This is a genomic window from Ruegeria sp. BG5 (genome assembly GCF_056538425.1).
Genome location: NZ_JBQFTC010000001.1, coordinates 2,140,824 through 2,161,617 on the forward strand (window position 1 = coordinate 2,140,824; position 20,794 = coordinate 2,161,617).

A 20,794-nucleotide genomic window follows, 5' to 3' on the forward strand; every position below is an offset into this window, starting at 1 on the left:
TACACACACGGCTTTTCACCAATTCGAGAGCAGGGTCGATACTGTTACGACGCGCCCGCACACTCTGATAAATCGAACAGTGTCAAATATCGCAATCAGATTGGACCCAAGTATGAAACAAGACGTTTTTGGACAATTGAACACCCTCAGCCACCCGGCAGCCGTCGAAGCGTGGGATGGTGTTCTGCTTGGGTTCATGGCGCACGCGGCAATCACCCCTCAGCATCTGGGCAAGGTGCTCGAGCTTGAGCCGGACTTCGCATTGGGTCATGCGATCAAGGGTCTGTTCATGGTTCTGCTGGGTCGGCGCGAGATGTTGCCCGTCGCGACCGAGGCTTTGGCCGCAGCCAACACCGCAATGACACGCCAGACCGTGTCGGCGCGTGAGAAGCTGTATGTCGATGCCTTGTCGCTCTATCTAGCCGACCTGCCCTCGCAAGCTGTGCAGAAATTCGAAGAGGTCCTGCGCGCCCATCCGACCGACACGCTGGCGATGAAACTCAGCCACGCGACACGGTTTGTGCTGGGAGACGCGGCGGGAATGCGTCGGTCGATTGAACGGGTTCTGCCCGCCTACGAGCCGGATCATGCCGGACGCGGCTATCTGCTGGGCTGCCATTCCTTCGCGCTGGAAGAAACTGGCGCCTATGAAAAGGCCGAGATTGCCGGTCGACAGGCCCTGTGGATGGTGTCGGACGATGCCTGGGGTCTGCATGCTGTCGCTCACGTCCACGAGATGACAGGCAACGCGCAACTGGGTCTGGACTGGCTTGCCGGGCGCGAGGACGCCTGGGCGCATTGCAACAACTTTCGCTATCACGTCTGGTGGCACAAGGCGCTGATGCATCTGGATCTGGGTCAGGTCGATCAGGTGATGGCGCTGTATGATCAGCATATCCGCAAGGACAAGACGGATGATTATCGCGACATCTCGAACGCGACCTCGCTGCTGTCGCGGTTGGAGCTTGAGGGCATCGATGTCGGCAACCGCTGGGAAGAACTGGCTGATCTCAGCGCGGCGCGGACCGAGGATGGCTGCCTGATCTTCGCCGACTTGCACTACCTGCTGGCGCTGACCGGTGACAACCGCGCAGACGCGACGGGAAAAATGTTGCAGCGCATTCAGAAGGATGCGCAGCGCAATCAGGGGGACACCCCGATCCGCATGTCCGATCCGGGCATTGCTGCCGCCAAGGGCCTAGAGGCCTTCGGTGACGGGCTTTATGGCGCGGCCTTCGATTTCCTGTCGACAGCGCGCGCTGGCATGCAAATGGCAGGTGGCAGCCACGCACAACGTGATGTATTCGAGCGCATCACAATCGATTCCGGCCTGCGCGCCGGGCGTCTGGACGCGGTGGAGCGCATCCTGGACGACCGGCGCGCCAAACGTGCCGGGGGCGAGGACAATTACGCACTTGCGCGCCGCGCCCTGATCGACGCGGCCCGCGACAGCGGAGACGCTCAAAGCGTCCCGGCCGAATAACAAAGAGACCAAGAAGGACAGAAAACGTATGGCGACTGCATCGCCCGCTTCTGATTTTGCGCCTGTGGCGGCCCCGGTGGCCGCTCCGGCAACCGTGCGCGACCCGCGACTGGATTTCTATCGCGGCATCGCGATGTTCATCATTCTGGTTGCCCATATCCCCGGCAACCCCTGGACAAGCTGGATTCCGGCGCGCTTCGGGTTTTCCGACGCTACCGAGATCTTTGTGTTCTGTTCCGGCATGGCCTCGGCCATCGCCTTTGGCGGCGCGTTCCTGCGCAAGGGCTGGTGGATGGGCACCGCCCGCGTGGCGTTCCGCATTTGGCAGGTCTATTGGGCGCATATCTGTCTGTTCTTTTTTGTGGCCATGACAATGGCCGCGCTTGATAATTCCGGCCTGTTTACAAAGAATTACGTCTCGTCCCTGAACCTGCAGCATTTCTTCAACGATCCGCTGCCACAGATGGTCGGGATTTTCACCCTGACCTATGTGCCCAACTACTTTGACATCCTGCCGATGTATCTGGTTGTGCTGGCGATGATGCCGCTGTTCATGGCGTTGTCGCGTATCGGGTTCTGGGCCGTCGCGCTGGCTTCGGTGTCGATCTGGCTGGTGGCTCAGACCGGCGCGCTTGCCCTTCCGGCCGAACCTTGGTCGGACCGGCAATGGTTCTTCAACCCGTTCGGCTGGCAGTTGCTGTTCTTCACCGGCTTTGCCTTCATGCGCGGCTGGATCCCGGCCCCGCCGGTGTCAAAAACACTGATCTGGGCGGCGATTGCGTTTCTGGTTCTGTCCGCGCCTATCGGGTCGTGGAAAGTGTTCTTGTGGGTGCAATCTGCAGCCCCCGGCCTGGCCGAAGAAATCCGCGAGATCTGGCCCCTGACCAAGGAACTGCGCGGCAAGACCGAGTTCGGCCTGTTCCGTTACATCCACTTCCTGTCGCTGGCCTATCTGGGCTGGGTCGTCGCGGGTGAACATGGCCACCGCCTGATCGCCTCGGGCCACAGTGTCGGCGCGCGGGTTTGGCAGGTGGTGCTGAAGCTGGTGACTAAAGTCGGCCAGCAATCCCTTGCCGTATTCGTCTTCTCGATGGCGGCAGCCCGTCTGATCGGCGTTGCGCTGGATCAGGCTGGGCGGGATGGCGCCACCGTTTTCGCCGCCAACATGATTGGCTTTGCCATGATCATCGCAGTGGCCTATCTGGCCGGCTGGTTCAAATCTCATCCGTGGAAATCTAAGAAATGACTTTGACGCGCCGCGCATTTCTGGCCTCAACCTCCGCACTGTTTCTGGCGCCGGCCACCTTTGCCTCGGGCGGGGACGTGCCGTTTGACCGCGATCATGTGATCGAGCTGGCCCGTGAACTGGCCAGCCGCCCCTTTGCCGAGCGCGAGATGGTGCCGCAGGAATGGCAGGACCTGACGTACCAGCAATACCGCTCGATCCGGTTCCGATTGGATCGCGCCCTTTGGTACGAGACCGAGACCCCCTTCAACGTCGATTTCTTCACGCCGGGCCTGTACTTCCCGCGCACGGTCAAAGTGTCGACGGTGGAGAATGGCATGACCAAACCGGTGGCCTTCGATCTTGCGATGTTCGACAAGTCGGATGAGGTTCCGACCCTGCCTATCGACGACACGCTGGGCTTCTCGGGCCTGCGCCTGCGCACCGAAATGCACCGCCCCGGCAAAACAGATGAGTTCTGCGTCTGGCAGGGGGCCAGCTATTTCCGCGCCATCGGCCTGCACGAGGTTTACGGTCTGTCCGCCCGCGGTCTGGCGCTGAAAACCGGCGATCCGGATGGTGAGGAATTCCCGGAATTTATCCGCTTCTGGCTGGAACGCCCGGAACCGGGCCAGCGCAACATGGTGGTCCACGCGTTGATGGACAGCCCCAGCGTGACCGGGGCCTATCGTTTCAACGTTACCGCCGGTGCCGACTGCATCATGGATGTCGAAGCCACCCTGTTCCCGCGCACCGAGCTGGATCACGTCGGCATCGCGCCTGGAACCTCGATGTTCCTGTTTGATCAGACCAACCACAGCCGGTTCGACGATTTCCGCCCCGCCGTGCACGACAGTGACGGGTTGCTGATCCGCAATGGCGCGGGTGAGGTTATCTGGCGGCCTCTGGCCAACCCGACGCGCCTGCAAATCTCATCTTTCGTGGACACCAACCCCAAAGGGTTTGGTCTTATGCAGCGCAAGCGCGAATTCTCGGACTATGCGGATCTTGAGGCGAATTATCACAAGCGCCCCAGCCTGTGGGTCGAACCGGGGGATGACTGGGGCAAGGGCACCGTCACACTGGTCGAGATTCCGGCCGATCAGGAAATCTATGACAACATCGTTGCCTATTGGCGTCCGGCGGAACCCTATGCTGCAGGCAGTCAGGTGGACCTCAGCTATCGCCTGATCTGGGGTGAAGAGCCGCAGCGCACCTCGATGCCGCGTGTCATCAACACGGCGATGGGTGAGAATACCTTTGGCGAAGGCCGTCTGGCCGTGATCGATTTCGAACCCAGCGAGTTGTTCGACGATCTGGACGCCATTCGCATTTTTGCCAATTCGCCCCATGCCGAAACCTCGGACGGCGTGTTGCAACGCAACCCGGACACAGGCGGTGTGCGTCTGGCCTTCTCGTTCCAGCCCGGCGACCGCGATTATGTTGAACTGCGCGCGCAGCTGCTGGTGGGCAAGCAACCGGCCTCCGAAGTCTGGCTGTACCGTTGGACCACATGAGCCGCGATCTGCATATCATGCCGCCCGAGGCGCCCTTGGCCATGCCCGCGCAGGATTTCCGCGCGGGGTTCCGCGATGCCGGGGTGCCGTCGGGCAAACGCCGATCCGCCGGGTTCTGGCGCGCGCTGGCCTTTTCGCCCGCCATGGCGGCAACGCTGGGCCTGCTCTGGGTCATGAGCGACTGGTTCGGGGCCGAGGGGATCAATCTGGTCGAAGGCATTCTGCTGGCACTGATCTCGTTCAACTTCTTCTGGATTTCCTTCACCGTCTGCACGGTGCTTCTGGGCATGATTTCCCTGTCCCGGCAGGACCGTCCGGTCAGACGCGAACGCGCGCAACCGTTGCGCGTGGCCCTGTTGATGCCGACCTATAATGAGGTCCCGTGGTTCGTACTGGGCAATGCCCGCACCATGCTGGAAGAACTGCGCGCGCGCGGTGGTCAGCATGAATACGCGATGTTCATCCTGTCGGACACGCGCGACCCGGATATCGCCGCGCAAGAGCAAGCCAGTATCGAAGCGCTGCGCACGACCTTGGCCCAGGACCTGAAGCTCTACTACCGCCGCCGTCCGCAAAACACGGACCGCAAGGTTGGCAATATCGCCGATTGGGTCAGCCGCTGGGGCGCGGATTGGGACGCGATGCTGGTTCTGGACGCCGACAGCCTGATGACCGGCCGCGCCATTGCCCGCCTGACGGATTCGCTGGCGCGCGACCCCGGCGCGGGGCTGATCCAAAGTTACCCGCAACTGATCGGCGCGCAGTCCGTTTTTGCCCGGATGCAGCAGTTTGCCAATGGCGTTTACGGCATCGCCTTTGCCGAAGGTCTGGCCCGCTGGTGCGGGCAAGAGGGCAATTATTGGGGCCACAACGCCATCATTCGCACCAAGGCCTTCGCCACTTGTGCCGGTCTGCCCAAGCTGCGGTCCTTGACCGGGCAGGAAAAGCTGATCATGAGCCACGATTTCGTCGAGGCCGGTCTACTGCGCCGCGCCGGATGGGCTGTGCGGTTCCTGCCGCGCATCCGGGGGTCTTACGAAGAAACCCCGCCCACCCTCATCGACCACGCCATGCGGGATCGCCGCTGGTGTCAGGGCAACCTGCAGCATCTGAAACTTCTGGGCTCGCGCGGGTTCCGCTCGGTCTCGCGGTTTCACATGTTCCATGGGGCGGTTGGATATCTGATGTCGCCACTGTGGTTTGCGCTGCTGCTGATGTGGGCGCTGATCGGTCAGGGCGAAGAGGCCTCGGTTCTGCATTACTTCAGCCCCGATAATCCGCTGTTCCCGCAATGGCCCGAAATGACCGAGACGCGCCACGTGCTGATCATTCTGGTCATGTACGCCATGCTGCTGGCCCCCAAGGTTCTGGGCGTCGTCGCCCTGCCCCTCAGCGGTGTGCGCTATTCGGATTTCGGCGGCTGGCGGCGGTTCTTCACCTCGTTCCTGTTCGAAGTCATCTTGTCGATCCTCTATGCACCGATCCTGATGGTGCAGCAGATGATTGCCGTGTTCCGCACCGCCCTGGGCTTGCAAAAGGGCTGGTCGCCGCAAGCACGCGATGGCGGCAGCTATTCCTTGCGCACCCTGATCCTGTGCCACACGCTGGAAACTATCAGCGGCATCGCGCTGAGCGTTGGCATTCTGGCCGGATTGGTCTCGGTCTGGCTCGCCCCGATTGCGATCAGCCTTGCGCTGGCGATCCCGCTGTCCGCGCTCAGCGGCGTGTCCGCAGGCACCGCCCGCCGCATGGTTGGCATGCGCGAGGATTTTGCCGAACCGGCCATCACCCGCTCGGCCCGTCGTCACCGGGATGAATTGAAGCGGCTGATCGAAGGCAAAGGCACAATGACCCCGGCGGAGTAATCAGCCGCCGGGCAACCCCTCGTACCAGTCCAGCATCATGTCAGCCCAGCCACTTGGCACGTTGTGACCGCCGGGAAACAGCGCAAATTCCAGCGCACTGCCTTCGGCGCACCCCATCCAGTTGCGCCGCATGAACTGCCCTGTGGTCGAAAACCCGCTGGGCTTCGTATCCTCGCATTCATTGGCGATGCGCCAGATTTCAAGCCCCGCAAAGATATCGCCCTGATGAAAGCGCCCGCCGCCCAGCAGACGCCCTTCCAACGGGACCACATTGTCGGTCCAGCCATGGGTGTGGAACATCCGAACCGGCCCTTCGCAGGCTTCGGGATGCGGACGCCAGAACCCGCCCGAGACGGGCACATAGGCCGAGAACGTATCGGGTGCCGCGCAGGCCAGGTAATTCACCATGAAGCCACCAGCCGAGAACCCGCCAAGTATCGCGCGTTCACTGTCGATGCCAAAGCGCGTGGCCGCATCTTCGACCGTTTCGCTAAGAAACGCGGTTTCATCGCGATCCCCGAAACCCGGATAGAAGTTCCAGCTTTTGGTGCCGCCCCTGTCCGGTCGTTCAAGCGCTTCCGGAGCCATGACGGCATAGCCACGCTCCAGCAATGGGTCCACCATGCTGCGATTGTTCATGGTTCCGGCACCGCTGCCCCCATAGCCATGCAGGAAAACCACCAATGGCGGGTTTTCGGCGTTGGGCAATTCTATGTGATATTCGCCCGACGGCGTCTGGCAGGTCCCTTGATCCGGACCACAATCGGCAAGGGCCGAGCTTCCTGCGCAAGCCAAACAAAAAGACAGCCAGTATTTCGTTTCCATTACGTCCCCTCGGTATAAGCTTCGACCGGCAACCCGGCGCGCACCCAGCCCGGCCCGGCGGCAGACCCCAGCATGCCTTCGGGCACATCGATGATATTGGTGAAACCCGCCTCGGTCAGTTGGTTGCTCAGCCGGGCTGAGCGGACCCCGCGGGCGCAGATCAGGGCAACGGGGGCGGATTGATCTCCGCCCGTCAACGTCGTCAAAGCCTGAACAAAATCGTCCCGCCGCATATCCAGAGGCTGCGCCCCCTGCCCGATGCCGGTTGCGCGCCATTCACGCGGCGTGCGGATATCCACCAGCAGAACATCGCCCGAAACCGCCTGTTGATGCGCCTGAGATACGTCCAGCTGACCACCAGAATAATCCTGCGGGATCAGACGATATTCCCGTATCGCAAACCCGGCTGCGATGGCGGCCCCGCCACCCAGCAAAACCCACCTTCGGGTCCGGTTTGTCCTGTCCGCCATGCGGCGCCCTCCTGCGCTGACGGGTGTTTTCTAACACAGCAGCGGGGCCGGTGCTGCGCGGAAAACCGGCCACCCGTTCAAGTTCGCGTCATTATTACGCAGGTTAATCACATCCGGAATACATCTTTTGAGGCCGTTCGAAACCTTGCAATTTTTGGACAGTCAATAAATTATCCTTACCAATTCAATCATATTGACCGCTCAGACCGGAGTATCGCACTTGTCCCTATTCCTCATCGCGGCCCTTCCCTTTATCGGAGCTGTGTTTCCAGCCCTCCTGATCCGGGCGGGACGAAACGCAGCCGCCTCGGCCGCTGGGTTGACCACCTTCCTGGCCCTGATGGGGTTGTTGATCCACATCCCCTCGGTCATGCGAGGTGAGGTCGTGACCGCCCGGTACGACTGGATACCGGGCCTGGGGCTGAACGCGAACTTCATGCTGGACGGGCTTGGTTTTCTGTTTGCCCTGCTGATCTTGGGCATCGGTCTGCTGATCATCCTCTATGCGCGGTTTTACCTGTCGCGCGAAGATCCGATGGGGCAGTTCTATACCTATCTGCTGCTGTTTCAGGGCGCGATGGTCGGGATCGTTCTGTCCGACAACATCCTGCTTTTGTTGATCTTCTGGGAGTTGACCTCGTTAAGTTCCTTCCTGCTGATCGGCTATTGGAAACACCTGCCCGAAGGCCGTCAGGGCGCGCGAATGGCACTGGCCGTCACCGGTGGCGGCGGGCTGGCGATGATCGCCGGGATGCTGATCCTGGGCAATATCGTGGGGTCCTACGATCTGAGTGTGATTCTGCAGAACAAGGAACTGATACAGGCATCGCCCTATTACATGCCCGCGCTGATCCTGATCCTGCTGGGCTGTTTCACCAAGTCGGCGCAGTTCCCGTTCCATTTCTGGCTGCCGCACGCGATGGCCGCACCGACGCCGGTTTCGGCCTATCTGCACTCGGCCACGATGGTGAAAGCGGGCCTGTTTCTGATGGCGCGGATGTGGCCGGTTTTGTCGGGCACCGATGCGTGGTTCTATATCGTTGCCACCACCGGTCTAGTAACCATGCTGCTTGGGGCGGTGATCGCGCTGTTCAAGGATGATCTGAAGGCGCTGCTGGCGTTTTCAACCGTCTCGCATCTGGGTTTGATCACCATGCTGCTGGGCTTTGGCACCAAGTTTGCCGCCGTGGCCGCCGTGTTCCACATCATCAACCACGCGACGTTCAAAGCCGCCTTGTTCATGACCGCCGGGATCGTCGATCACGAGACCGGAACGCGTGATGTCAAACGGCTGGGGGGTCTAAGGCACCTGATGCCGATCACCTTCACAATCGGCACAATCGCGGCACTGTCGATGGCCGGCCTGCCGCCGCTGAACGGGTTCCTCTCGAAAGAGATGATGCTGGAGGAAACCGTGCACACCACATGGCTGAACTCGCACTATCTGATGCCGGGTCTGGCCCTGCTGGCGGCGCTGTTTTCCGCCGCCTATTCCTTCCGTTTCGTCAGCCATGTGTTCCTTGGACCGCAGCGCGACGATTACCCCGCGCATCCGCATGATCCGCCTGTCGGGCTGTGGATTGCGCCGGCGTTCCTTGTGGTTCTGGTTGTGCTGATCGGCTTCTATTCCGCCGCTATCGTCGGCCCATTGGTGGCCGTTGTGTCCAGCGCTGTGATCGGGGGCGAGAAACTGCCCTATTACTCGCTGAAACTGTGGCACGGGTTTACTCCGGCGTTGTATATGTCGGTCGTGGCCACGCTGGGCGGTCTGTTCCTGTTGGCGCTGCACAAACGGGGCGAGTATGTGTGGAACGCTCTGCCCCGCCCCGAGGCCAAGGTGATTTTCGAGGCTATCATCAACGCCTTCACGCGCCTCAGCCAGTGGATTACGGATGAACTGCACAATGGGGTCCTGAGCCGCTACGCGATCATCTTTGTCGCCTTTACCGTAGGGCTTGGCTATTACGCCTATTCGACGGGAACCATCGGTGTCGAAACCCGTGTACCGATTCCCGCGCAGATCATTCCCATCATTGGCTGGATCTGTCTGGTCGGCGCGACGCTGGGCATCATGTGGTTCCATCGCAACCGTCTGCTCTCGCTCGTGCTGATCGGCGTTGTTGGCCTGATCGTTTCGGTTGCCTTCAACTATCTGTCGGCACCGGATCTGGCGCTGACCCAGATCTCGGTCGAAGTGGTGACGATGATCCTGCTGCTGCTGTCGCTGAACTTCCTGCCCACCGAGACGCCATGGGACAGTTCCGCCGCGCGGCGCTGGCGGGATGCGGCGATTTCCGTGGTTGCTGGCGTGGGAACCGGGGCGTTGATCTATGCGATCATGCTGCGCGACTTCGCCTTCCCGACGATTTCCGATTTCCATCTGGCAAACTCGTACAAAGGCGGCGGAGGCACCAATGTGGTGAACGTCATTCTGGTCGACTTCCGGGGCTTTGATACCTTTGGTGAGATCATTGTTCTGGGCATTGCCGCGCTGATCATCTTTGCCCTGACCGAGGCGGTTCTGGGCACCAATGTGCGCGGCTACCTGCTGAACCGCAAACCGCACTGGCCGCAATCGGGGGATTCACACCCGCTGATGATGGTGGTTGTCACCCGTGTGATGATGCCCATCGCGCTGATGGTCGGGGCCTATATCTTCTTCCGGGGTCACAACCAGCCCGGGGGCGGCTTCATCGCCGGTCTGATCGTCGCGATTGCGTTTCTGATGCAATACATGGCCAGCGGCTATACCTGGGCGATTGAACGACAAAGGTTCTACTATCACGGCACCATCGGCTGGGGTGTGCTGATCGCCGCCGCCACCGGTCTGGGGGCCTGGTTCAACGAACGCCCCTTCCTGACCAGCGACTTCGGCTACATCAACTGGCCCCCGCTGGAAGAGTTCGAATGGGCCACCGCCATGTTGTTTGACGTGGGCGTGTTCCTGGCCGTTCTGGGGGCCGTGATGCTGGCGCTCGACAGCCTGTCGCGCTTTGCGTGGCGACCGGGCATGGCGCAGGAATTCCCGATGGATATCAACCCGCTGCGGGATGCCCCACAGGACGAAGTAGAAGAGAAGGAGCAGGCCTGATGGAAGCGCTGGTTGCCTCTGCCGTAGGCATTCTGACCGCCGCCGGGATCTTCCTGATCCTGCGCCGACGGACATTCCCGGTCATTCTTGGCCTGTCGCTGATCACCTATGCGGTGAACGTGTTCCTGTTTGCCACCGGACGTTTGGCCCTGAATGCGCCTGCGGTTCTGAACAAATACGAAGACGTCCCCTATACCGACCCGCTGCCCCAGGCCCTGGTGCTGACGGCCATCGTGATCTCGTTCGGGATGACGGCGGTGATCGTGATGATCGCCCTGTCGGCCTATCTGTCCTCGAAAGATGACCATATCGACATGAGCGCAAGCGACAGCGTGGACGCGCCGGAGGAAGACGCATGAACCACTGGATCGTTGCGCCGATCGTCCTTCCCGCGATCCTGGCCCCGTTCATTATCATGGTCCTGCGCTATCATCTGGACCTGCAACGCATCTTCTCGGTCTCGGGCGTCGTTGCCTTGCTGGGCATTGCCCTGACCGTCACCGCCCAGGCAGCGGGAGGGGAGATTCAGGTCTATGAGCTTGGCAACTGGCCCGCGCCGTTCGGCATCGTCATGGTGCTGGACCGGCTTTCGGCGATGATGGTTCTGCTGACCGCTTTGCTGGCGTTGCCCATTGTGCTCTACGCTATCGCCTCGGGCTGGGATGAACGGGGGAAACACTTCCACGCCTTGTTCCATTTCCAGCTTATGGGCGTTTGCGGCGCCTTCCTGACCGGTGACGCCTTCAACCTGTTTGTGTTCTTCGAGGTTCTGCTGATCGCCTCATACGGTCTGATGACCCATGGCGGCGGGTCCGTGCGGCTGAAATCCGGCGTTCAATATGTGGCCTACAACTTGCTGGGCTCGACCCTGTTCCTGTTTGCTCTGGGCACGCTTTACGGTGTGACCGGCACACTAAACATGGCCGATATCGCCCTGCGCGTGGCCGAGATCCCGCCCGAAGACACCGCTCTGCTGCGCGTCGGTGCGGTGCTGCTGCTGCTGGTCTTCTGCATCAAGGCTGCCGTTCTGCCGCTGCATTTCTGGCTTCCAGCCAGCTATGCCAACGCGCCGCTGCCCGTGGCCGCGCTGTTTGCGATCATGACCAAGGTCGGCGCGTACTCGATCATCCGGATGTATACGCTGGCCTTTGGACCCGAGGTCGAGGCGACCCAAGGGCTGGTCGGCGACTGGCTGCAACCCGCCGCACTGGTGACGCTTGCGGTCGGGGCCATTGGCATTCTGGGGTCGCAGCATATCGCGCGGATGGTGGCCTTCTGCGCCATCGCCTCGATGGGGACGCTGCTGATCGCGATCTCGCTGTTCACACCTCAGGCCAGCGCCGCCGCACTGTATTACGTGTTCCATTCGACGCTCGCCACGGCGCTGTTGTTCCTTGTCGCCGATCTGGTGATGGAACGACGGGGCGGAGCGATTATGCCCAAAGCGCCGATGGCGCAAACCGGGCTGATCTCGGCCCTGTTCTTTGTCGGAGCCATCGCCATGGCCGGTATGCCGCCGCTGTCGGGCTTTGTCGGCAAGCTGCTGGTGCTGGATGCCTCGCGCGGGGCGCCGGATGCGAGATGGGTCTGGGCCGTGATCCTGATCGGGTCCTTTGTCACCATCGTCGGACTGGCGCGCGCAGGATCGTTGATCTTCTGGAAGAGCCACGATGCATCGACACCGGAAGATGAGGACACCCCCAAAACCGCGCCCGAGCCGCAACCCGGCTTGGCCTTTACATCCGTCTGCGGTCTGGTCGCCGGCCTGATCCTGCTGACTATATTTGCCGGGCCTGCACTGACCTACACCAGTAAAACCGCTGAACAACTGTTCACGCCCGAGCACTACATCTCGGCCGTGTTGGGAGGGGAAGAATGATCAAGCTGCTGCGCCGCGTATTCCCGCACCCGCACCTGACCTTTCTGCTGACGGTGGTCTGGATGCTGCTGGCCAACAAACCGTCGCTGAACTCGTTGGTCTTCGGGCTGATCCTGGGGATCATCATCCCCTTCATCACTCAACCCTACTGGCCCGACCGCCCCAAGCTGCGCAACTGGCCGATGGTCGTTGAGTACATGCTGGTCGTTCTGTGGGACATCGTGATGGCCAACATCACCGTTGCCCGGATTATTTTGTTCAAGCGCGACTCGGACCGTCAGCCCAACTGGGTCTGCATCCCGCTGGAGCTGCGCACGCCCGAGGCGATCACCGTTCTGGCAGGCACCATCACCATGACCCCCGGCACCGTCAGTTGTGACCTGTCGGCGCAGGGGCATAACCTGCTGGTGCACTGCCTCGACGCCCCCGACCCCGATGCGGTCCGCGACCAGATCAAGCAGCGGTATGAACGCCGACTGAAGGAGATTTTCGAATGATTGACTATGCGATCTGGTTTGCCTTCGCCTGTTTCGGAGCCGCAATAATGATGTGCCTGTGGCGGATCATCACTGCGGACGGCGTTGGCACTCGCGTTCTGGCGCTGGATACGATGGTGATCAACACCATCGCCCTGATGATCCTTTACGGTCTGGATCAGGGCACCGAGATCTTTTTCGAGGCCGCCATGATCATCGCCATGCTGGGCTTTGTTTCAACCGTGGCCTACGCGCGCTTTATGCTGCGCGGCAATATTATCGAGTGAGGGCGGCATGACTTTTCTCGTCGAACTTCTGATTGCAGCCTTCCTGATTATGTCTGGCATCTTCGGCTTTGTGGGCTCTTTCGGGATGATCAAACTGAAGGACCCGATGTCGCGTCTGCACGCACCCACCAAAGCGACCACGCTGGGGGTTGGCGGCGTCCTGCTGGCCTCGATCGCGCATTCTGTCTTGTTGGAAGGCAAACTTTCCCTGCACGAGTTGCTGATCACCCTGTTTCTGTTCCTGACCGCCCCGATCACGGCCCTGTTCATTGCCAAATGGCACATACATCGCCATGAAAAGCCCGAGGATCTGCCGGACGCGGGTGAGGATGAGCTTTGGGCCACCCACGCGGTCGAGCAGGTCGAAGACGTCCCTGACCACAGTACGAACTGATCCTGATGAATAGACCTCCGCTGCCCCTGACCCGTGATCTGGTTCTGATTGGCGGAGGACACACCCACGCGCTGTTGCTGCGCAAATGGGGGATGAACCCGCTGCCCGGTGCACGGGTGACAGTGATCAACCCCGGCCCGACCGCGCCTTATTCCGGGATGCTGCCCGGCTATGTCGCGGGGCACTATGCCCGGTGGGAACTGGATATCGATCTGATAAAGCTGGCCCGATTTGCCGGTGCGCGGGTCATTCTGGGGGCGGCCGATGGCATCGATACCGATCAGCGCTGCGTTCATGTACCGGGGCGTCCGCCGGTGGCGTTCGACGTGGCCTCGGTCAACGTCGGGATTACCTCGGATATGCCCGCCCTGCCCGGCTTTGCCGAACATGCGGTGCCTGCCAAGCCCTTGGGCCCCTTCGCCGCCCGTTGGGCTGCGTATCTGGATGGCAGCGGCCCCGCATCGGTTGCCGTGATCGGCGGAGGTGTCGCGGGGGTCGAGCTGGCCATGGCCATGGCCCGTGCCTTGAAATCCCGCAAGCGCGCGGCGCAGGTGACGCTGATCGACAATGCCTCGGCCCTGACAGCGACCGGACCCAAAGCCGCCGCGACGATCCGCCGGGCAATGGCTGATCTTGGCGTCGAGGTGCTGGAACAGACCGCGATCAAGGAAATCGCCGCCGATCATGTGGCGTTGCAGGATGGCCGCCGGATCGAGGCCGAGTTCGTGACCGGCGCTGCCGGGGCCCGCCCCTATGACTGGATCACCCGCACCGGGCTGGACCTGCAGGACGGGTTCATACGGGTGAACGGCCACCTTCAATCCAGCGATCCGGCCGTTTTCGCCGCCGGGGACTGCGCCCATCTGACGGAAAACCCACGCCCCAAGGCGGGCGTTTATGCGGTGCGTGAGGCCCCGGTTCTGTTTCACAACCTGCGGGCGGCGCTGGGGGCCGGGACAATGCGGCGCTATGTGCCGCAAAAGGATTACCTGAAACTGATCTCTCTGGGCGGCAAATCCGCGTTGGGCGAGCGGCTGGGCACCTCGTTCAGCGGCGCATTGATGTGGCAGTGGAAGAACCACATCGATCAGAGTTTTATGAATAAGTTCCGCGATCTTCCCGCGATGCAAGCCCCGGCACTGCCGCGCGATCATGCGGCAGGCGTGACGGAGACATTGGGCGACAAACCCATGTGCGGCGGCTGCGGGGCCAAAGTGGGGCGCGGTGCCCTGCAACAGGCGCTGGCGGCTTTGCCTGATCCAACCCGGATCGACGTGACGCCCCTGCCCGGAGACGACGCTGCGCTTTTGACAACGGGTGGGGTACGGCAGGTCATGACCTCGGACCATTTGCGCAGCGTGACCAATGACCCGGTTTTGATGACGCGTATCGCGGCGGTGCATGCTTTGGGCGACATTTGGGCCATGGGGGCCGAACCGCAGGCTGCAACGGCGACTCTGATCCTGCCCCGCATGTCCGCAGCACTACAGGAACGCACCCTGAGCGAGATCATGACCACCGCCAACGAGGTCATGCGAGAGGCCGGGGCCGAGATCGTCGGCGGTCACTCTTCGATGGGCGATGAGATGACGATTGGGTTCACCCTGACGGGTTTGTGCCGGGATACGCCGATCACTCTGGCCGGTGGCCGACCAGGGGATGCGCTGATCCTGACCAAGCCTATTGGCAGCGGCGTCGTGATGGCTGCGGAAATGGCCGGGCGCGGAGATGGTGCAAGCGTGGCAAGAGCTTATGAAATCATGACCCAACCGCAGGGTGCTGCGTCGCGTATTCTGGTCGATGCGCATGCCATGACCGACGTCACCGGCTTCGGTCTGGCGGGTCACCTGAAGGGCATGTGCGACGCCTCGGGCGGTGGCGCGGTTCTGGATCTGGAGGCTGTTCCCGCAATGCCCGGGGCCTTGGACCTGAACGACAGCGGCATGCATTCCACCTTGTTCGCGGATAACAGATCAATCGCGCCCGAACTTCCCTCGGACGGCAAGGCGGCGCTGTTGTTCGACCCTCAAACCGCAGGCGGGTTGCTAGCAGCCATTGCGCCCGACGATGCCGACGCGGTGTTGGAAGACCTGCAAAACGCCGGGTATCCGGCGGTGCGCATCGGTTCCCTGACCGAAGCACCGGGCCTGCGGCTTCAATGCTGATCCAGAGCCCGTTCGATCCGGGCGGCTGCCTCATTCAAGCCCGGCTCATCCAAGCGCACGACTTCGATCTGCGCCAGTGTGTCGGTCGCAAAAGACCGTCGGGATTTGGTGTAGGCGGGATCGTAATGCTGCTCCATCAGGGCGCGGGTCAAGGCCGGTTTGTCACCGGCATCGATCAGTTGCAACCACCCATCAACAACCTCGTGCCCACGATGGAGGCGCAGCGGTGACAGCCGGTCGCGCAGACGTTCGGTGTCCGACAGGATGTCGTCATATGAGCGAGCGAGATAGGCGGCGCGAGCTTCAATCGGTGCGCTGATGTGAATGCGCGGCGCGTTGCACATCGCGGTCCAGACGCTGGGCGGCAATATGCGCTCTCCGATTTTGGACGACTCCGCCTCGACCACAACCGGGCGTGCCGGGTCCAGAGCGCATAAGGCGGCAGAGAGAGCGGATTCAAAAGCCTTCTGGCTGGGCTGCCCGCCCGGCCTTTCCCCCAGCAAAGACCCGCGATGATTGGCCAGACCTTCCAGATCGACGACCTGAACGCCTCGTTGGTTCAGATAATGCAACAGGTCGGTTTTGGCGGTCCCGGTATACCCATCCAACGCCACCAGCCGGAACGGTAACGGTTGGTCATACAGGTAGGCATTCACCAAACGGCGATAGGTGCGATACCCGCCCTCAACCACTTCGGCCCGCCACCCGATCTGTTGCAATGTCCAGGTGAATGAGCCCGAGCGCTGACCGCCGCGCCAGCAATAGACCAGTGGACGCCAGTTGCCCTCATGATGGCTGAGCCTGTGTTCGATGTGGTTGGCCGCGTTCCGAAACACCAACGCGGCCCCAAGCTTGCGGGCCAGAAACGGGCTTTGCTGTTTGTAGATCGTTCCCACCCGCGCGCGTTCTTCATTGTCCAAAACAGGCAGGTTGATCGCACCAGGCAGGTGATCTTCGGCAAACTCTGCCGGGCTGCGCACGTCGATCACGGTGTCGAACCCATGCGAATAAAGCTGTGTGAGATCAGAGAATTTCAGAGCCATGGCAACGATCTAGCTGTCCGCGCGACCTATGGAAAGCCTGTCAGCGATCATTCTTCGATTGCCTCGATCAATTCGGGGCCCGACGCGCGGTTGGAATTGACCGTCGGGTCGACCCGGTGAAACTCCAACACATCCTCGGCCCCGGGTTTCATCAGCCGCGCGGCACCTTTGCCTGCCTCACCCAACCACAAGGACCAGTCGTCCGGCTCAAGGATCAAGGGCATCCGGTGGTGAATGGCAGACAGGTTTTGGTTCGCTTGCGTGGTGACGATGGCGCAGGTGGATTGCCGGGCGTCATCAGGGCCCCAATCCTGCCAGACCCCTGCAAACGCGATGTGAGCCCCATCTTTGCGATGAATATACCAGGGCAGACGGGTGCCCTGTTCCGTCTTGGTCCATTCGTAGAAACCGGTGGCTACGATCAGGCACCGTCGCGCGCGGCAGGCATCGCGAAAAGCGGGTTTTTCAGCCAGTGTTTCAGCCCGGGCGTTGATCAACAAGGGCCCTGCGGTTTCGGTCTTGTACCAACGGGGCAGAAATCCCCACCGCAGCGCGTCCAACTGCCGACCGCCCTCACCCAACCGCACGGCGTGGACCTGATTTGTCGGGCAAATGTTGTAGTTCGGGACGGCGGGCAAGGCGTTGGCAGGCCTGGCGGCAAAAAGCTGCGCCATGGCGTCATTGGGAAGAGTTATTGCAAACCGTCCGCACATGGGTAATGAACCCTCGAAAGTGTTTCATTCAGGCACAAGGTCTCATGGGGTGACATGAAAAATCAAACGGCGAAATCCCTGAAAGACAAGGCAATCGAGCTTTTGGAGGCAGGAAAACTGCCACAGGCGTTGAAAAAGGCCGAGCTGGGGATCAAGAAATTCCCGAAGGACTGCGATTATCGCGCCATAGCCGGGTTCGTCCTGACCGAGATGAAGCAATACAAACGCTCGATCCCGCATTTCGTCGAAGCCTCGCGTATGAAGCCGGAAGACCCGCAATTTGTCGAGAACCTTGCAAATGCGTTGATGCAGACCGGCCAGATCGAGCGCGCGCTGACCTATGCGGAACAAAAATCCGAGAAGTTTCCGAACAACAAGGAACTTGCGCGGGTCATCGAAGAGATTTCGCTGAAGGGCAGCAACTGGCGGTCGATCATCGACTATGCGACGCAGAAACTGGCCAATGATCCCGATAATGCTGATCTGCTGATCAAAAGGGCGCGTGCTTTCGCAAGGATCGGCTTTGTGGAGGAAAATACGCGCGATGTCTCACGCGCATTCGAGTTGGACGCCGAGAATCCGGCAGTCGCCTTTGCCAAAGCAGTTACCTTGCACCAAAGCGGCGACAAAGAGAGCTCTGGCACGCTTTATCGTGCGATTGTGGACAAGGACCCGAACCACAAGAACGCGTTGCTGCAATTGTCGACCATTGCCGACAAGGGTAATGCCTCTGCCCTTTTGAACAAGGTTGAAGCGGCGATAGATGCCAGTGATCACGACTTGCAAGAGCTTCAATTCGCAAAGGCCCACCTGACCTCGAAGATTGAAGGGCTGGGTGCGGCGATGCCGCATTTCGCGCAAGCCAACGCGACGCAGCACGGCACCAATCCCTACCATTTTGCGGCGGAAGATAAGAAGTTTAACGCGATTACGAACCTGTTTCCGGTTGGCGGGCCTGCAGTCAGTTCTGATCTGGTCGAGACCCCAGCCCCGATTTTCGTGATCGGGCAGCCCCGCTCTGGCACAACGTTGATGGAAATGATGCTCAGCGCCGCGCCCGGTATCGCAGGTTGTGGCGAACTGACTTTGGCGGCGGATTTGTCTGTCGAGTTCCAATCGGGCGAACAGGCGTTCGACGCGGATGCAGCACGCGAGTTCGCGCAGCAGTTTCGCGAGCTAATGCCGCCGATCCCCGAGGATTCGACAGCCTTTGTCGATAAGATGCCCCATAACTTCCAGCGCGTCGGCTTCGTCCTTGGGGCGTTCCCGAACGCGAAAGTCATCAACATGTTGCGCGATCCTCGGGATGTTGGCCTGTCAAAATGGATTCGGCGTTTCCCGGCGGGCGGTATGAACTATGCCTCGAACCTGGAATCGATTGCGCATACGGCCAACCTGTACCGTCGGTACATGGCGCATTGGGATGCCGCGTTTGCCGGTCGCATCCTGACCGTGCCTTATGAAAAACTGGTTGCCGACCCGGAAACCTACAGCAGAGACATCGCTGCGTTCTGCGAGATTGAATGGCACCCCGCGATGGTGCGCCCCGAGGACAATACGAAACAAGTGCGAACAGCCAGTATCGATCAGGTGCGCAACAAGATCTCGACCAAGTCGATCGGTGGCTGGCGCGCCGTCGCCGAGCATATTCAGCCCATGCTGGACGGGTTCGATCCCGATCTATGGCCTGAGTACGATTTCAGCTGATCCAAACGAAAAAAGCCGCATCGAAATGATGCGGCTTTCTTTGATATACCAGCGCCTTACTTCTGCTTGATACGCCCATCGACATAAGGCGTATACGGCGCGTTTGCGGCCAGATATTCCGCTGTCACATCCGCCAGATCAGGACCAAAATCATAAGCGTTCTTGTCGTCGCCTTCGAACATGCTGTACCCGTCTCCGCCATTGCGCACATAGTTGTTGGTCACGACCAGATAGGTCGCTGCCGGATCGATCGGCACAAAGCCGTCACCCTCGGCAACCATGACTTCAGTGATACGGCCCTCGTTCGGCGCGACCGAAGGATCCCAGGTGAAGGTCATACCGGCAACCTGCGGGAAACGGCCTTTGACTTCTTCCACCTGGCTGACACCGTTTTCCAGCGCGTCAATGACGCCCTGACCGCTGATCTCAAAGGTCGACAGCGTGTTCTGGAACGGCAGAACCGTCAGGACCTCGCCCATGGTCACTTCGCCTTCGTCAATCGAGGCGCGCAGCCCGCCCGAGTTTGCGATGGCGATCCGGGCCCCCTGATCCGCAACCCGCGCCAGCATCGCATCGGCGACAAGGTTGCCCATCTCGCATTCCTGCACCCGGCAAATATCGCGCGACCCTTCGACCGCGGCACCGGTTTCAGCAACCACGCGCTGCTTCATCTCTTCAATCGGTGCGCCCATTTCGGCGACACGCGCTGCGACGTCCGGGTCAGGGGCGACCGAGGCGTCCAGCAGGATCGGCTCACCTTCTGCGGAAATCAGATTGCCGTCATCGTCGAAGGTCAGAACCACTTCGCCCAGATATTTCGAATAGGCATAGGCCTGCACCACCGGCACATCGCCCACCATCGTCGGATAGGCACCCGCAGCACCTTCGTCCGTGTTCGACAGCAGCGTGTGCGAATGGCCGCCAACGACCAGATCCAATCCGGGAACTTGCTCGGCAATCTCCAGATCTTTGGCCAGACCCACATGGTTCAGCGCGATGATGATGTTCACGCCGTCTTCCTGCAGCGCCGCGACGTCGGCTTTCAGGCTTTCGATTTCGTCCTGGAACACCACGTCCTTGCCGGGGCTGGAGGTATCGACCGTATCCGTTGCCAGCGCCGAGATGATGCCGATCTTCTGGCCGCCAACCTCAAGAACCACGTGGTTTTGCACCTTGTCCTTCAACTCGGCCGAATTCGACAGATCCAGATTGCCCGAGATCACCGGGAAGCTGACCGCGTCGATGAAGGCTGCAAGACCTTCGGGGCCATCGTCGAACTCGTGGTTGCCAACGGCCATGACATCATAGCCGATACCTTCCATGAACTCGGCCTCGGCCGCGCCCTTGTAGGTGGTGTAGAACAGCGAGCCCTGGAACGGGTCACCTGCATCCAGAAGCAGCACGTTTTCATCCGCCAGCTCGGCCCGCTTGGCGTCCACGGCTGTTTTCAGCCGGGCCACGCCGCCGAAACACTTGCCCTCGGCCTCGTCCTCGGCGTCGCAGGTGGAATCGTATTTGTTGATCGACTCGATGCGGCTGTGAATATCGTTCGTGTGCAAAATCGTCAGCTTAAAGTCAGCCGCCGCAACACCTGTGGTCAGGGCCAATACGGCGGCCGATGTCAGAAAACGGGTCAACATTTGAATACTCCCTA

Annotated in this window: 17 protein-coding genes; 12 read left to right on the forward strand and 5 right to left on the reverse strand. The window is 60.8% G+C overall.

The features are described 5' to 3' along the window. Positions 1-112: 112 nt before the first annotated feature. Genes ACR0KX_RS10220 through mdoH form a run of 4 tightly spaced genes read left to right on the forward strand, consistent with a single transcriptional unit; the run spans position 113 to position 6,090 of the window. Complete coding sequence (locus ACR0KX_RS10220; protein WP_170449399.1) at positions 113-1,483, forward strand: tetratricopeptide repeat protein; 1,371 nt, start codon at positions 113-115, stop codon at positions 1,481-1,483. A 28-nt stretch (positions 1,484-1,511) separates the two neighbouring features. Continuing rightward, on the forward strand, positions 1,512-2,729 hold the full coding sequence (locus ACR0KX_RS10225) for an OpgC domain-containing protein (protein WP_170524797.1): 1,218 nt from the start codon (positions 1,512-1,514) through the stop codon (positions 2,727-2,729). Further along, positions 2,726-4,225 (forward strand): glucan biosynthesis protein G, encoded by a 1,500-nt coding sequence (locus ACR0KX_RS10230; protein ID WP_170622067.1) that lies wholly within the window; start codon positions 2,726-2,728, stop codon positions 4,223-4,225. Before ACR0KX_RS10225 ends, ACR0KX_RS10230 begins: the two co-directional genes overlap by 4 nt. After that, a complete protein-coding gene (gene mdoH / locus ACR0KX_RS10235; protein WP_170622068.1) occupies positions 4,222-6,090 on the forward strand; it encodes a glucans biosynthesis glucosyltransferase MdoH in 1,869 nt (622 codons plus the stop codon). Before ACR0KX_RS10230 ends, mdoH begins: the two co-directional genes overlap by 4 nt. Here mdoH and ACR0KX_RS10240 read toward each other — a convergent pair whose 3' ends face one another. Next, positions 6,091-6,915 (reverse strand): alpha/beta fold hydrolase, encoded by an 825-nt coding sequence (locus ACR0KX_RS10240; RefSeq protein ID WP_170622069.1) that lies wholly within the window; start codon positions 6,913-6,915, stop codon positions 6,091-6,093. Beyond that, positions 6,915-7,385 (reverse strand): rhodanese-like domain-containing protein, encoded by a 471-nt coding sequence (locus ACR0KX_RS10245; RefSeq protein ID WP_170524806.1) that lies wholly within the window; start codon positions 7,383-7,385, stop codon positions 6,915-6,917. The genes ACR0KX_RS10240 and ACR0KX_RS10245 overlap by 1 nt, the downstream gene beginning before the upstream one ends. Positions 7,386-7,605: 220 nt before the next feature. On the opposite strand from ACR0KX_RS10245, the gene ACR0KX_RS10250 reads away from it, so the two are divergent. From ACR0KX_RS10250 to selD, 7 genes are read left to right on the forward strand one after another with little or no spacing between them, the layout of a single operon-like run. Next, positions 7,606-10,476, forward strand: coding sequence for a monovalent cation/H+ antiporter subunit A (locus ACR0KX_RS10250; RefSeq protein WP_170622070.1), 2,871 nt, complete (start codon positions 7,606-7,608; stop codon positions 10,474-10,476). Then, entirely contained in the window at positions 10,476-10,835 is a 360-nt protein-coding gene (locus ACR0KX_RS10255) for a Na+/H+ antiporter subunit C (protein ID WP_170449386.1), read from the forward strand. Before ACR0KX_RS10250 ends, ACR0KX_RS10255 begins: the two co-directional genes overlap by 1 nt. After that, a complete protein-coding gene (locus tag ACR0KX_RS10260; RefSeq protein ID WP_170449384.1) occupies positions 10,832-12,355 on the forward strand; it encodes a monovalent cation/H+ antiporter subunit D in 1,524 nt (507 codons plus the stop codon). Before ACR0KX_RS10255 ends, ACR0KX_RS10260 begins: the two co-directional genes overlap by 4 nt. Then, positions 12,355-12,852, forward strand: coding sequence for a Na+/H+ antiporter subunit E (locus ACR0KX_RS10265; RefSeq protein ID WP_170452980.1), 498 nt, complete (start codon positions 12,355-12,357; stop codon positions 12,850-12,852). Before ACR0KX_RS10260 ends, ACR0KX_RS10265 begins: the two co-directional genes overlap by 1 nt. Next, a complete protein-coding gene (locus tag ACR0KX_RS10270; protein ID WP_170524812.1) occupies positions 12,849-13,118 on the forward strand; it encodes a K+/H+ antiporter subunit F in 270 nt (89 codons plus the stop codon). Before ACR0KX_RS10265 ends, ACR0KX_RS10270 begins: the two co-directional genes overlap by 4 nt. A gap of 7 nt (positions 13,119-13,125) precedes the next feature. Continuing rightward, positions 13,126-13,512: a Na+/H+ antiporter subunit G gene (locus ACR0KX_RS10275; RefSeq protein ID WP_170524815.1), complete on the forward strand. Its 387-nt coding sequence runs from the start codon at positions 13,126-13,128 to the stop codon at positions 13,510-13,512. A 5-nt stretch (positions 13,513-13,517) separates the two neighbouring features. Next, positions 13,518-15,677, forward strand: coding sequence for a selenide, water dikinase SelD (gene selD, locus ACR0KX_RS10280; RefSeq protein WP_170622071.1), 2,160 nt, complete (start codon positions 13,518-13,520; stop codon positions 15,675-15,677). Here the strand turns inward: selD and mnmH are convergent. Both mnmH and ACR0KX_RS10290 read right to left on the reverse strand, forming a co-directional pair. Next, positions 15,668-16,720, reverse strand: coding sequence for a tRNA 2-selenouridine(34) synthase MnmH (gene mnmH / locus ACR0KX_RS10285; RefSeq protein ID WP_480708381.1), 1,053 nt, complete (start codon positions 16,718-16,720; stop codon positions 15,668-15,670). The genes selD and mnmH overlap by 10 nt on opposite strands. A 47-nt stretch (positions 16,721-16,767) precedes the next feature. After that, positions 16,768-17,433: an SOS response-associated peptidase gene (locus tag ACR0KX_RS10290; RefSeq protein ID WP_170622073.1), complete on the reverse strand. Its 666-nt coding sequence runs from the start codon at positions 17,431-17,433 to the stop codon at positions 16,768-16,770. A gap of 54 nt (positions 17,434-17,487) precedes the next feature. On the opposite strand from ACR0KX_RS10290, the gene ACR0KX_RS10295 reads away from it, so the two are divergent. Then, complete coding sequence (locus tag ACR0KX_RS10295) at positions 17,488-19,140, forward strand: tetratricopeptide repeat-containing sulfotransferase family protein (RefSeq protein ID WP_170622074.1); 1,653 nt, start codon at positions 17,488-17,490, stop codon at positions 19,138-19,140. Between the two features lie 56 nt (positions 19,141-19,196). Here the strand turns inward: ACR0KX_RS10295 and ACR0KX_RS10300 are convergent, their stop codons facing one another. Next, positions 19,197-20,780 carry a bifunctional metallophosphatase/5'-nucleotidase gene (locus tag ACR0KX_RS10300; protein WP_170622075.1) on the reverse strand — a complete coding sequence of 528 codons (1,584 nt, stop codon included), beginning with the start codon at positions 20,778-20,780 and terminating at the stop codon, positions 19,197-19,199. Positions 20,781-20,794 lie beyond the last annotated feature (14 nt).

Coding starts and splice junctions, on each gene's coding strand:
- ACR0KX_RS10220 (WP_170449399.1), top strand. CDS start 113: ATGAAACAAGACGTTTTTGGACAATTGAACACCCTCAGCCACCCGGCA.
- ACR0KX_RS10225 (WP_170524797.1), top strand. CDS start 1,512: ATGGCGACTGCATCGCCCGCTTCTGATTTTGCGCCTGTGGCGGCCCCG.
- ACR0KX_RS10230 (WP_170622067.1), top strand. CDS start 2,726: ATGACTTTGACGCGCCGCGCATTTCTGGCCTCAACCTCCGCACTGTTT.
- mdoH (WP_170622068.1), top strand. CDS start 4,222: ATGAGCCGCGATCTGCATATCATGCCGCCCGAGGCGCCCTTGGCCATG.
- ACR0KX_RS10240 (WP_170622069.1), bottom strand. CDS start 6,915: ATGGAAACGAAATACTGGCTGTCTTTTTGTTTGGCTTGCGCAGGAAGC.
- ACR0KX_RS10245 (WP_170524806.1), bottom strand. CDS start 7,385: ATGGCGGACAGGACAAACCGGACCCGAAGGTGGGTTTTGCTGGGTGGC.
- ACR0KX_RS10255 (WP_170449386.1), top strand. CDS start 10,476: ATGGAAGCGCTGGTTGCCTCTGCCGTAGGCATTCTGACCGCCGCCGGG.
- ACR0KX_RS10260 (WP_170449384.1), top strand. CDS start 10,832: ATGAACCACTGGATCGTTGCGCCGATCGTCCTTCCCGCGATCCTGGCC.
- ACR0KX_RS10270 (WP_170524812.1), top strand. CDS start 12,849: ATGATTGACTATGCGATCTGGTTTGCCTTCGCCTGTTTCGGAGCCGCA.
- ACR0KX_RS10275 (WP_170524815.1), top strand. CDS start 13,126: ATGACTTTTCTCGTCGAACTTCTGATTGCAGCCTTCCTGATTATGTCT.
- selD (WP_170622071.1), top strand. CDS start 13,518: ATGAATAGACCTCCGCTGCCCCTGACCCGTGATCTGGTTCTGATTGGC.
- mnmH (WP_480708381.1), bottom strand. CDS start 16,720: ATGGCTCTGAAATTCTCTGATCTCACACAGCTTTATTCGCATGGGTTC.
- ACR0KX_RS10290 (WP_170622073.1), bottom strand. CDS start 17,433: ATGTGCGGACGGTTTGCAATAACTCTTCCCAATGACGCCATGGCGCAG.
- ACR0KX_RS10295 (WP_170622074.1), top strand. CDS start 17,488: ATGAAAAATCAAACGGCGAAATCCCTGAAAGACAAGGCAATCGAGCTT.
- ACR0KX_RS10300 (WP_170622075.1), bottom strand. CDS start 20,780: ATGTTGACCCGTTTTCTGACATCGGCCGCCGTATTGGCCCTGACCACA.